General features: G+C 63.5%; 11 protein-coding genes, 1 tRNA gene and 1 other RNA gene. 12 read left to right on the top strand and 1 reads right to left on the bottom strand.

Going from position 1 to position 11,691, the window contains the following annotated elements:
* The first annotated feature begins 50 nt into the window (after positions 1-50).
* A complete protein-coding gene (locus tag KP001_RS13905) occupies positions 51-842 on the top strand; it encodes an outer membrane protein assembly factor BamD (protein WP_217286208.1) in 792 nt (263 codons plus the stop codon).
* A gap of 219 nt (positions 843-1,061) precedes the next feature.
* Here KP001_RS13905 and KP001_RS13900 read toward each other — a convergent pair whose 3' ends face one another.
* On the bottom strand, positions 1,062-2,351 hold the full coding sequence (locus KP001_RS13900; protein ID WP_217286207.1) for a sensor domain-containing diguanylate cyclase: 1,290 nt from the start codon (positions 2,349-2,351) through the stop codon (positions 1,062-1,064).
* Between the two features lie 382 nt (positions 2,352-2,733).
* Between KP001_RS13900 and KP001_RS13895 the strand changes: the two genes are divergently transcribed.
* The 11 genes from KP001_RS13895 (at position 2,734) to KP001_RS13845 (ending at position 11,691) form a co-directional block, all read left to right on the top strand.
* Positions 2,734-3,858 carry a THUMP domain-containing class I SAM-dependent RNA methyltransferase gene (locus KP001_RS13895; RefSeq protein WP_239027781.1) on the top strand — a complete coding sequence of 375 codons (1,125 nt, stop codon included), beginning with the start codon at positions 2,734-2,736 and terminating at the stop codon, positions 3,856-3,858.
* A gap of 75 nt (positions 3,859-3,933) precedes the next feature.
* Positions 3,934-4,010 (top strand) — tRNA-Ile (locus KP001_RS13890).
* 120 nt (positions 4,011-4,130) lie between these two features.
* A complete protein-coding gene (locus KP001_RS13885) occupies positions 4,131-5,249 on the top strand; it encodes a Nif3-like dinuclear metal center hexameric protein (RefSeq protein ID WP_217286205.1) in 1,119 nt (372 codons plus the stop codon).
* A gap of 47 nt (positions 5,250-5,296) precedes the next feature.
* Positions 5,297-6,013 (top strand): zinc ribbon domain-containing protein, encoded by a 717-nt coding sequence (locus tag KP001_RS13880; RefSeq protein ID WP_217286204.1) that lies wholly within the window; start codon positions 5,297-5,299, stop codon positions 6,011-6,013.
* Between the two features lie 130 nt (positions 6,014-6,143).
* Positions 6,144-6,565, top strand: an RNA gene (rnpB, locus tag KP001_RS13875) — RNase P RNA component class A.
* 277 nt (positions 6,566-6,842) lie between these two features.
* Complete coding sequence (locus tag KP001_RS13870; RefSeq protein ID WP_217286203.1) at positions 6,843-7,337, top strand: hypothetical protein; 495 nt, start codon at positions 6,843-6,845, stop codon at positions 7,335-7,337.
* Positions 7,338-7,356: 19 nt separating this feature from the next.
* A complete protein-coding gene (locus KP001_RS13865) occupies positions 7,357-7,686 on the top strand; it encodes a hypothetical protein (protein ID WP_217286202.1) in 330 nt (109 codons plus the stop codon).
* A 272-nt stretch (positions 7,687-7,958) separates the two neighbouring features.
* Positions 7,959-8,441: a division/cell wall cluster transcriptional repressor MraZ gene (gene mraZ, locus KP001_RS13860; protein WP_217286201.1), complete on the top strand. Its 483-nt coding sequence runs from the start codon at positions 7,959-7,961 to the stop codon at positions 8,439-8,441.
* Entirely contained in the window at positions 8,442-9,380 is a 939-nt protein-coding gene (rsmH, locus tag KP001_RS13855; protein ID WP_217286200.1) for a 16S rRNA (cytosine(1402)-N(4))-methyltransferase RsmH, read from the top strand. It begins immediately after the preceding gene.
* A 14-nt stretch (positions 9,381-9,394) separates the two neighbouring features.
* Entirely contained in the window at positions 9,395-9,730 is a 336-nt protein-coding gene (ftsL, locus tag KP001_RS13850; RefSeq protein WP_217286199.1) for a cell division protein FtsL, read from the top strand.
* The gene (locus KP001_RS13845; RefSeq protein WP_217286198.1) at positions 9,727-11,691 is read left to right on the top strand and encodes a penicillin-binding protein; all 1,965 of its coding nucleotides are present in this window, start codon (positions 9,727-9,729) and stop codon (positions 11,689-11,691) included. The genes ftsL and KP001_RS13845 overlap by 4 nt, the downstream gene beginning before the upstream one ends.

The following is an 11,691-nucleotide window of genomic DNA, read 5'->3' as shown; positions in this document are numbered from 1 at the left end:
TCCGGCTTCGGGGGCTTTGAACGATCTCATCGCACCTCAAGGAGTCATACATGCACTCTCGACCCCTGCGTTACCTGGGCCTTTCCACCCTGCTTACCCTGCTGGGCGCCTGCGCCACGGCCCCCGCTCCGGTAAAGGGCCCTGAGACCTACTTCAAGGAAGGCGAGGCCGCCTACGCCTCCCGGCACTTCGAGGACGCCATCGCGCAGTTCAAGAAGGTGAAGGAGAGCTACAGCAATCCCGAACTGACCGCGCAGGCCGAGCTGAAGATCGCGGATGCCCATTTCGAGAACGGCGCCTTCATCGAGGCGGCCGCCGCCTACGAGGACTTCCGCAAGCTCCACCCCAGTAACGAGAAGGCCCCTTACGCGCTGTACCGCCTGGGGCTTGCCAACTACAACCAGATCACCGGCATCGACACCGACCAGACGGCGGTCAAGAATTCGGTGCACTACCTGGAGATGTTCCTGGCCCAGTATCCTGGCTCGGAGTACACGGAGGACGCCAAGGCGAAGCTCGCCGACTGCCGCGCCAAGGAACTCGCCTACGAAAACTACGTCGGGAACTTCTACCTGAGGACCAAGAAGTACCCTTCGGCCATCAAGCGTCTGAGCGAGGCGCTGCAGCGCTTCCCCGGCGAACCGGGGCTCGCGGACACCCTTTTCTACCTGCAGCAGGCCTACCTGAAGTCCGGGGACACGGCGCGTGCCGAAGAGGTGGCGAAAAGGCTCGAGACGGAATATCCGGCCAAGGCGCGCGAGGCGAAGGGTGAGGAGCCGAAAGGGGAGGGGGCGAAGCCGGCCGCAGGCAAGGACGAGCTTCCCATGATCATCTTCAAGTAGGGAGTAGCGGAAGGTAGTGGCTTAAAAAAGCGTGCTCTTACCCCGTTCCCTCCCTTCCGGAACAGGGTGTCCAAGGGGGGATAACTGCCGGCTCCCCTCAGCCCTCTCCACCGGGAGGTGGGTGGCGGAGGCATGTGGCGGGAGATCACGTCGAACGGAAAATAAAAAAGGCGCGCGCCCCGGAGACGGGACGCGCGCCCAGACTGCCTGCCGCCGGCGCTAGGCCACCAACTGGTGCTGCCTGCTGCCGGCGTTGCTGTTTTTGCGACCTTTCTTCTGGCGGTACATGCGCTGGTCGGCCAGGCGCCAGGAGGCCATGAGCTCCTCGCCGTCATGGGCGGTGGCGGCACCGATGGAGAGGCTCAAGGGGAGCGGCGCGTGCTCCTGGTTGTTCTGCGCCAGCTGGGCCTGGAGCCGCTCCATGGCTTCGCGCAGGGTGGCTTCGTCGGTGTTGGGGAGCAGGGCGGCGAACTCGTCCCCCCCCACCCGCGCCACCACGTCCTCGCGCCGGAAGGCGTTTTTCAACACCTCGGCCGCGTGCCGGAGCAGTTCATCGCCCGCCGCGTGCCCCTGCTGGTCGTTGACCTCTTTCAGGCGGTCCACATCGACCATCACGATGCTGACCGGGAACTTGCGCCCCTTGCTCAGCCGCTCGAGCTCCTCGTCGAAGTAGGCGCGGTTGTAGATGCCGGTCAGGATGTCGTGGCTGCTCAGGTAGCGCAGCTTCAACTCGGCCTGCTTTCGTTCCGAGATGTCGAGGAGTGCCCCGACGACGCCACCGGAGCTGCTTCCCGAGTTCTTGAAGGTGGCGCTGTAAAAGATCATGTCCCGGCGTTCGCCGTCGGCGCAGGTGATGGTCCCCTCGAAACTGCGCGGTCCGACGCCGTTCTCCGCGGACTCCTCGCCGCGGCTGTAGAGGGCGGCCAGGTCCGGGGGGAGGATCTCGTAGATGCTCTTGTTGATGTTTTCGTCCCGGTTCATGCCGATCTGCTCCTCAAAGGCCTTGTTGCAGCCAAGGTACAGGCCGTTGGGGTCGTTATAGAAGATCGGGGTGGGGAGCGTGTCGATGAGGACCTGGATGAATTCCAGTTTCTCCTTGAGTTCCTGCTCGTGGCGTCGGCTTTGCTGACGCAGCGCGGCCTCGGCGATGGAGCGCTGCACCGCCGGCACCAGGCGGGCCAGGTTCCCCTTTAGTACGAAGTCATCGGCGCCGGCGCGGATGGCGGCCGCCGCAGCCTCCTCGCCCACCTTCCCGGAAATCATCAGGAAGGGGACGTCGCTGCCGCGCTCCTTTAGTATCTGCAGCGCCTTGAGGCCGCTGAAGCCGGGCATCACGTAGTCGCAGATGATGACGTCCCACGGGGCGGATTCCAGGGCGCCGGTCAGGGCCTGCGCGCTGTCCACCCGCTGGAAATGCACGTCGAATCCCCCCTGCTCGAGCTGGATCACGATCAGCTGTGCATCGTCCGGGGCGTCCTCTACGATAAGGACTCTTAACAGTCTCTTCATGTGCTATTTTCTCCGATAAAACAGGGGATTGTGGCACCGGACACCGGGAAATTGTAAATGACGCCGACGCAAAGGCAAGCCCCCGCGCCGGTGGGAGAAATGCCCCGATCGGTGGCGCCAGGGGTGCAAAACCAAGCCTGCGCCGTGTTCATGAAACTACCTATCGGCACGCCGCCTCCGCAACTAAAGAAATTAATTTTTTATCATTATTTTTAATCAATACAACCGCGTCGCCAAATTAATTTGCCCTTTGACGTTGCGGCGGCAAAGCCGCTACGTGTATAGTCCTCATGAAGGTCGGCGGCACGCCGAGAGCGCCCGTGGCGTCGTGGACCCGGAGGTCTCATGACACGGCCCCGGGCACGGTTTTTAAGGAGAGATGATGAAGCAGTTTTTTTTCGCCACCACCGCCAAGGGGGTGGAAGAGGCACTGGCTGCCGAGCTGGTAAGGCTAGGCGTGCCCGATGTTACCGCCGAGAGCGGTGGCGTCCGGTTCGCCGGGGGAATGGAGGCGGCCTACCGGGCCAACCTTTGGCTGCGCACCGCGAGCCGTGTGTTGATGACGCTCGCAGAGTTCCCCTGTGAGAGCCCGGAGGAGCTGTACCGCGAAGTGCGGGGGATCTCCTGGGAGCGCTTTCTCACCCCGGCGCTCACCCTTGCCGTCGACTGCAACCTGAGGGACTCGACGCTCACCCATTCCGGGTTCGTGGCGTTGAAGACCAAGGACGCCATCGTCGACGCGCTCAGGGATCACTTCGGCAGCCGCCCCAGCGTGGACACGAAGGACCCGGACCTGCGCGTGAACGTGCGCCTGTTCAAGAACCGCTGCACCCTGAGCCTCGACCTGTCGGGCGAGCCGCTGGACCGGCGCGGCTACCGTCTGGACCGGCACGAGGCCCCGCTCAAGGAGAACCTGGCGGCGGCGCTGGTGGAACTCTCCGGCTGGGACGGCGGCACCCCGCTCGTCGACCCCATGTGCGGCACCGGGACCATCGCCATCGAGGCGGCTCTGAAGGCGCTGCGCATCCCACCGGGACTCAACCGCGGCTTCGGGTTCCAGCGCTGGCAGGGGTTCGACCGTGCGCTCTGGGACCGGATCGTGGCGGAGGCTCGCTCCGGGATGCTGGAACGGCTCCCGGCGCCGGTGCAGGCCTCCGACTTGTCCCATTCCGCCGTCGGGATGGCCGTGCAGAACGCGAAACGGGCGGGCGTGCTGGAGCGCCTGGTGCTGGGGCGGCTTCCCATGGCGGAACTGGAACCCCCTCCCGGGCCGGGTGTGCTGATCCTGAACCCTCCCTACGGCAAACGGCTCGGCGAGGTGGAGGCGCTGCGCCCGCTGTACAAGGAGATCGGGGATACCCTCAAGAAGCGTTGCAAGGGATACACCGCCTACCTCTTCACCGGCAACCTGGAGCTCGCCAAGTCGGTGGGGCTGAAGGCTACCCGGAGGATGGTGCTCTACAACGGCCCCATCGAGTGCCGTCTGCTCAAGTACGAGATGTATTAGAAGCGGTGGCTTCTGTCATTAAAATAGAAGCTTGACACGTTAATCCTTTTACTATATGTTTTAATTTCGCTTTTCGGGCCTATAGCTCAGTTGGTTAGAGCTACCGGCTCATAACCGGTCGGTCCCAGGTTCGAGTCCTGGTGGGCCCACCACCTTACAAATTAGGATGATGTGGGGATGCCCTTAAAGCACCTGGTCAGACGAAAAAATACACTTCTAGTGGGGAGAAAGAGTGCACACCAAGCGGTTGCACTCTTTTTCTTTTGAGCGTGATGATAACTCCAAGAATATCGGATATAGTTGGAATAACTGGTAAAATTGCCCCAATTCACTTCGCTGAATCCTGGGACAACGTGGGGTTGCAGCTTGGCGACCCCGTCGCCCAGGTTTCCCGTATCATGGTGGCGCTCGATCCCGGGCGGCCCGCCGTGGAGGCGGCCATCGAGGCCCGCTGCCAGTTGCTCGTCACCCATCACCCGTTCATCTTCTCCCCGCTCAAAAAGATCACCGCCGCCGACGAGACCGGCCGTCTTACCATCCTCGCCCTCAAGCACGACCTCGCCATCATCTCCCTGCACACCAACCTCGACATAGCCCACGGGGGCGTGAACGATCTTCTCGCCGCCCGCCTCGGTCTCGAGGGGGCGCAGCCCCTGAAGATCACCGGGGGGGTGGAGTACGTGAAGATGGTGCTCTTCGCGCCGCGCGGGTACGAGGAGAAACTTTTGGCCGCGCTCTCCCCCTTCATGCCGCCGATCGGCAACTACCGCGACTGTTCCTACCAGGTAGAGGGGACCGGGCGCTTCACCCCGGTGGATGGCGCCAAGCCGTTCGTGGGGGAGGTCGGTGCCGGGCACGCGGAGCCGGAGAGCCGGCTGGAATTCCTGCTCCTGAAGGAGCGTACCGGTGCGGCCGTGACTGCCCTCAGGGGTGCGCACCCTTACGAGGAGCCCGCCTACGACCTCTACCCGGTGCTGAACCAGGGCCCGTCGCGCGGTCTGGGGCGCATCGGCACGCTGGCGGCCCCGGTTCCGGCCGCACGCTTCGCGAAGGAGGTACGGGAACGCCTGGGCGCCGCGGGGGTCCGGCTGGTGGGGGACCCGGAGCGCCAGGTGAAGAAGGTGGCGGTCTGTGGCGGCTCGGGCGTTTCGCTGTTGCACGAGGCGGCCCGCAAAGGCGCCGACATCCTGGTGACAGGGGACGTCAAATACCACGAGGCGCGTGAGGCCGAGGCGCTCGGCGTGGCGCTGCTCGATGCCGGCCATTTTGCCACCGAGCGACTGATGGTGCAGGGGCTTGGTGCGCAGTTGAAGGACGTCCTCGCGGCGCGCCGTTTCGAGGCGGAAGTAGTGGAATACCAAGGGGAGCAGGAACCTTTCAGCTTCTGGTGAGGCATCTGCTCTTTAAGAACATAAAAAGGTAGTTGGGGAGGCGGATTTTGCGTAACAAACTGAAGGCGTTATACGAATTGCAGGAGATCGATCTCAGGATCGACGGTCTGGACGGTGAGAAGGCGCAGCTGGTGAGCGAGTCCCAGGCGCTGGACGCGAAGCTTGCGGAGGCCCGGGAGAAGATCGCGGCGCGTCGCGAGGAAGTGAGCGCACTCGAGGACGAGAAGGGGACCCTGGAGGCGAACCTTGCCTCCGAGAACGAAAACATCAACCGTTCCGAGTCGCACCTGAAGGAGATCAAGACCCAGAAGGAGTACCAGGCGGTCTCCAAGGAGATCTCCGGCGCGAAGAAGCTGATCGCTGAGCTGGAGGAGCAGATCCTGCAGAAGATCAACGCCATCGAGGAGATAAACGGGGACATCGCCAAGCGCGAAGCCGATCTCGCCGAACTGGAAGGCAACGTCGCCTCGCAGCAGGCCGAGGTCCAGCAGAAGGTCGAGGCGCTGGAGGGGGGGATCGCCAAGGATGCCGCCACCCGTGAAGAGACCGTGAAGGGGCTCCCCGCCTCGGTGATGAAGCGCTACAGCAAGCTGCGTGACCAGAGAAGGGGCGTCGCCGTGGTCGAGGCCAAGGAAGGCAACTGCATGGGATGCAACATGCACCTGCCGCCGCAGCTCTACAACACCCTGTTCCGCGCCGACGACGTGATCACCTGCCCGCACTGCCAGCGCATCCTGATCATGAAGCAGGAAGTGCAGGACTAAAAGCTAACATCCGTTCCAAGTTCTACGTTAAAACCCGCCCGTTGCTGCGGCGGAATTGGCGCGGAGAGCTGGGCGGTGTCAACGTAGAACCTGGAACATAGAACGCAGAACCAGTTTGTGAGATTTGGCCGAAGCAGACCAGATGATCGCTGTTCACCGTAGCCTTTGGCGATGGTGGAGGGAGGAAAGTCCGGGCTCCACAGGGCATGGTGCTGGATAACGTCCAGCGGGGGCAACCCCAGGGAAAGTGCCACAGAGAGAAGTCCGCCCGCCAATTCCAAAGCTTAAGGGGCTTGCCCCCCGAAGCCTTGGCGAAGGGGGGTAAGGGTGAAAGGGTGAGGTAAGAGCTCACCGGGTCCGGCGGCGACGCCGGATGCCAGGTAAACCCCACCAGGAGCAAGACCAAATAGGGAAGCGCCAAGGACGGCCCGTCCGTGCTTCCGGGTTGGTTGCTTGAGGGTGCCGGCAACGGTACTCCTAGATGAATGATCATCGCCCGCCTCCGGGTAACCGGTGGCGGGAACAGAACCCGGCTTACGGGCTGCTTCGGCCAATATACAAATAGATCGTTCAACGTTCAGCGTTCAACCTTCGGCATCTGCCCGTCTTCCGGCCACCTGCGTGGTGCCGGCGGGCTGTACGCATGGATGTTGAACCGGCCCTGAAGGCAAAGCCGCAAAGAAAAACTGGAACCGCGGCTGCCTCATGCTTTTGCCGTTCATCGTTTTGTGCCGTCTCTGCGTCTTTGCATTAAATAAGCGGTTTGAGCATTTAGCCCCGCCTTCCGGTCGCTCCGGACGGCGTTTTTTTATGTTGCACGAGGTTTCACGTGGCAGGTTGGGATCATGAGTGGCAAGAGGCTGTGCACAGGGTGACGGCGGCGTTCGGGCGCCTGCCCCATCCCGTCCGCCTGGAGTTGGAAGAGTTCGCACGCGGCATGGCGGCGCACAAGGAGGCGATGCAGCAACTGGTCGCCCAGGTGGACGCCGCCGCCCATTGCGCCGGCTGCGGCGGGGCCTGCTGCGCGAGGGGAAAGTACCATTTCAGCGCGGTCGACCTCCTGGTCTACCTGGCCGCCGGGAAGCCGCTCTTCGCGCCTCGCTTCGACAACGGGCTCTGCCCGTACCTTGGTGAGCCGGAGTGCCTGATCCCGCCGGGGTACCGCCCCTTCAACTGCATCACCTTTAACTGCGACCTCATCGAGGATCAGTTGCCGCGGGAGGAAGTCTCCCGCTTTTACAAGATGGAGCAGGAGCTTGCCGCCCGCTACGCGGAGATCCGCGCCCTGTTCCCGGGGCGGAGCATGGACGGCCCCCTGCTTTGACCGCAAAGGAGAAGTCACCATGACGACAACCATCAACGACATCGTGCTGGCGCACATCGACAACAAGCCCGCTTTCTACGCCCGGATCGAGGACATCATCCCCGATGGGAAGCCGGGGTGGTGGCAGGTGCAGCTCCTGGTGCTCACCGTGCCGCTCCAGGTGTATCACTGGATCCTGGACGAGAGCCAGGTGAACGGCGCCCCCTTCACCATGTCCGGTACGCCGGTCATGCTCGAGAAGATCGTCTCCCCCGAGCCGCCCCAAAAGCCGGTGCCCCCGGTCGACAACGGGGGAGGACAGAAGAAGGGGAACGTGGTTTCCCTCTTCGACAGGAAAAAGAACCAGTGATGTCGCACCGTTCCGGGCGGGGCCCTCAAGGCCCCGCCCGCCGCGTTTTTTCCCTCTGTCCGCTTGATATTTTAATTGACCCCGGTTCACCACCCGCGCTTTTACCACTTCTTGCCACCGGTTCCCGTCTCCCGCTTAACCCACCGGAAAACCTCCCAAAAATTCCCTATTTGCCGCTAATTTTGCCTTGACATCAACCCTTGCCTCCCGTATAGTTCGTGCACGAAAGTGGTATGTAGTGGTATAAAGTGGAAACAGGTGCCGGGGAAACCATGTTCAGAGGGAAGTTCGACACGACCATCGACGCCAAGGGGCGCACCAGCATTCCCGCGAAATTTCGCGAGGTTCTGGTCGACAGCTTCGGCGACGAGCGCTTCTTCCTCACCAAGTCCATTCCGATGCGACTGGGCGGGGAGCAGATGAGCTACGGTCTCGTCATCTATCCCCACAGTGAGTTTCTCGCCCTGGAAGAAAGGCTGAAGGACGGGGCGGCGTTGGGCTTCTCAGTGGATCAGCTCGCCTCGGTGCGGCGCACCATCCTGGTTCCCGCCGTCGAGTGCACGGCGGACAAACTGGGGCGCATCCTGGTTCCCCCCGACCTGAGAAAGGCCGCGCAGCTGGAGCGTGAGCTCCACTTCGTCGGCATGCAGAAGAAAATCGACATATACAGCCAGGCCATCTGGGCCCAGGTCTGTGCCCAGGACGAGCAGAACTTCCCGATCGACGCGCCGGGGCTCACGGCGCTTGGCCTGTAGATGGAGGACTTCCATCACATATCGGTGCTCCCGGACGAGGTCCTCGAACTGCTCGCCCCCAGGGCCGGCGGCATCTACGTGGACGGCACCCTCGGGGGCGCGGGCCACGCCGGCCTGGTGCTCACCGCGAGCGCGCCGGACGGCGTGCTGATCGGGTTCGACCGGGACGCGGAGGCGATCGCGGTGGCCCGCGAACGGCTCGCCCCCTTCGGCGACCGGGTCAGGATCTTCCAGAGGAACTTCTCCTCGATAGCGGCAACCCTGGCCGAGACCGGCGTGGACGCCATCGACGGTTTCGTCCTCGACCTGGGTGTCTCGAGCCACCAGCTGGACAAGGAGGAGCGGGGCTTCAGCTTCCAGGCCGACGCTCCCCTGGACATGCGCATGGACAGAAGCTCCGGCGCGAGCGCCGCGGACCTGGTGAACACCCTCTCCGAGGCCGAACTGTTCCGCATCATCGCGGAGTACGGCGAGGAGCGCTGGGCCAAGCGGATCGCCTCCTTCATCGTGAAGGCCAGGCAGGAACACCCCATCGAGACCACCATGCAACTGGTGGACATCATCAAGGGGGCCATACCCAAGGCCAAGTGGGAGGAGCGGCTGCACCCGGCGACCCGGACCTTCCAGGGGCTCAGGATCGCGGTCAACGAGGAGCTGAAGAGCCTGGAGGATGGGCTCACGGACCTCCTGAAGCTCCTGAAGCCGGGGGGGCGCGGCGCGGTGATCTCCTTCCACTCGCTGGAGGACCGCATCGTCAAGGAGGCCTTCCGTAACGCCGCCGCCGGCTGCACCTGCCCCAAGGAACTCCCGATCTGCGTCTGCAACCGGGTTCCGCAGTACAAGGTGCTGACCAAAAAAGCGGTCAAGGCCGGGGACGACGAACTGAATGCAAACCCGCGCTCCAGGAGCGCACGCCTTAGAGGCATCGAGAAGATTTAACAAGAGGTACCACTATGGCACAGAGCAAAGTTGCCTACGGCAAGGTCGCCGCACCGGCACGCCCCGGCGCGGTAGTAAGGGAAAACTGGATCAGCTTCCGGTATCTGACGGGGGTCATGGTCCTGCTCACGCTGGTCTCCATCTTCCACGTATGGTCCCGGGTCGAGGTCATCGACCTGAACCTCAGGATCGGCGAGGCCAATAGGCAGTACCGGGACCAGCAGCAGGAGAACAAGCGCCTCAAGGTGGAGGTGGCGTCCCTGAAGGCGCCGGCCCGCATCGAGGCGCTCGCCAAGGGTGAGCTCGGCATGGCGCTCCCCACCGACCAGCAGGTGGTCCTGGTCAAGTGATAGACAAGTGGGAGAAATGGGCCCGGGTCCGCATGCGCTTCGTGGCTCTGCTCTTCATCGGGTTCTTCATAGCGGCTACCGGTCGCGCCTTCTACCTGCAGGTGCTGGACAACGACAAGCTGGTGAAGATCGCGGAGAAGCAGCACCAGAAGAGCATCCCGCTGACACCCAGCCGGGGGGGGATCTTCGACCGCAACAGCGCCCCCTTCGCCGTCTCCATCGAGATGGACTCCTGCTACGCGGAAACCAGGAACATGGAGAACATCCCCGAGGCCGCCACCCAACTCGCCCCGGTGCTTGGGTGCACGAGGGAGGAGCTCGAGGCCAAGCTGAAAGCGGCCAGGAACTTCGTCTGGCTGGCACGCAGGATGCCCCCCGAGCAGGCGAAAAAGGTGAAGGCCCTCGACCTGGAGGGTGTCGGGTTCGTAAAGGAGAGCCGCCGCTTCTACCCGAACTCGCAGGTTGCGGCTCACGTGATAGGTTTCACGGGGCTCGACCCTAGCGGCCTGGAAGGGGTCGAGAAGAAGTACGACAACATCATCCTCGGCAACACCGGCTACCTGGTGACCGAGCGGGACGCCCTCGGGCGCGACATAGCCTTGAAGAAGGGGAGCGAGGGGAAGGCGGGCTCCAAGGGGAGCAACGTCGTCCTCACCCTGGACAAGAACATCCAGTACATAGCCGAGAAGGAACTGACCAAGACCATCGAGAAAAACGGCGCCAAGGCCGGGATCGCGATCGTCATGGAGCCTGACACCGGGCGGGTGCTGGCGATGGCCAACTACCCCTCCTTCAACCCGAACAACATGAAGGAGCTGACCCCGGGGGCGATCAGGAACCGCGCCATAGCGGACAGCTTCGAGCCCGGCTCCACCTTCAAGATCTTCCTGGTTGCCGCGGCCCTGGAAGCGGGGGTGATCCGCCCCGGGGACAGCTTCAACTGCGAGAACGGCTCCTGCAACATGTACGGCAGGACCATCCATGACACGCACAAGTACGGTGCGCTGACCGTGCCGCAGATCCTCAAGTACTCGAGCAACATCGGCGCCGCGAAGATCGGCCAGAGGCTCGGTTCGCAGCGCCTGTTCACGGCGCTCACCGGTTTCGGGTTCGGGGAGAAGAGCAGTATCGACCTTCCCGGCGAGGTTTCCGGGATGCTCCGCCCCCAGGAGAAGTGGTACGGCATCGACCTCGCCACCATCTCCTTCGGCCAGGGGGTGACCGCCACGGCCCTGCAGCTCACCGCCGCGGTTTCGGCCGTCGCCAACGGCGGGAACCTGATGAAGCCTTACCTGGTGGACCGGATCGTGGACGACGAAGGGGTCGTCTTGCAGCAGTTCGGACCGCAGGTGAAAAGACGGGTCATCTCGCCCGAGACCGCCAAGACCGTGGCCCGCATGCTGGAAGGGGTCGTGGTCGAAGGGGGGACCGGCACCGGGGCCGCGGTAGACGGTTACCGTGTCGCCGGCAAGACCGGCACCGCGCAGAAGGTCGAGGGGCGCAGCTATTCGGCCAGCAAGCGGATCGGCTCCTTCATCGGGTTCGTGCCGGTGGAGAAACCGAGGCTGGCCATCATGGTGATGGTGGACGAGCCCACCGCCAACGTCTACGGCGGCATCGTCGCCGCGCCGGCCTTCAGTGCCATAGCGCAGCAGAGCCTGTGCTACCTGAACGTCCCGCCGGACAAGAGCGTCAAGAAGAAGTCCGCGCCCGTACCCGAGAAGATCACGCCGCAGGCGGAGCAGGCGGTGGTCGAGGGGGGAACGGTCGAGGGGGCTGACGCCGGGGCCATGCCGAACTTCCGCGGCATGAGCATGAGGCAGGTGCTGAGGGTCATGGAGCAGCGCGGCCTCAACGTAAAGCTGCAGGGAAGCGGACGCGCGGTGGAGCAGAACCCGCCGCCGGGAGCCCGCATCACCACGCAGGACCAGGTCTGGGTGCGCTTCGTGCCGTCGGCCTGA

Origin of the sequence: Geomonas subterranea, from assembly GCF_019063845.1 — a bacterium.
GTDB lineage: Bacteria > Desulfobacterota > Desulfuromonadia > Geobacterales > Geobacteraceae > Geomonas > Geomonas subterranea.
Note: the sequence above shows the minus strand (reverse complement) of the source record. Positions and strands in the feature narration are given on the sequence as shown.

Excerpts from the sequence above, each read along its gene's own strand:
- KP001_RS13865 (WP_217286202.1), top strand. The coding sequence starts at position 7,357 with ATGACGACAACCATCAACGACATCGTGCTGGCGCACATCGACAACAAG.
- KP001_RS13885 (WP_217286205.1), top strand. The coding sequence starts at position 4,131 with ATGATAACTCCAAGAATATCGGATATAGTTGGAATAACTGGTAAAATT.
- ftsL (WP_217286199.1), top strand. The coding sequence starts at position 9,395 with ATGGCACAGAGCAAAGTTGCCTACGGCAAGGTCGCCGCACCGGCACGC.
- KP001_RS13905 (WP_217286208.1), top strand. The coding sequence starts at position 51 with ATGCACTCTCGACCCCTGCGTTACCTGGGCCTTTCCACCCTGCTTACC.
- rsmH (WP_217286200.1), top strand. The coding sequence starts at position 8,442 with ATGGAGGACTTCCATCACATATCGGTGCTCCCGGACGAGGTCCTCGAA.
- KP001_RS13895 (WP_239027781.1), top strand. The coding sequence starts at position 2,734 with ATGAAGCAGTTTTTTTTCGCCACCACCGCCAAGGGGGTGGAAGAGGCA.
- mraZ (WP_217286201.1), top strand. The coding sequence starts at position 7,959 with ATGTTCAGAGGGAAGTTCGACACGACCATCGACGCCAAGGGGCGCACC.
- KP001_RS13900 (WP_217286207.1), bottom strand. The coding sequence starts at position 2,351 with ATGAAGAGACTGTTAAGAGTCCTTATCGTAGAGGACGCCCCGGACGAT.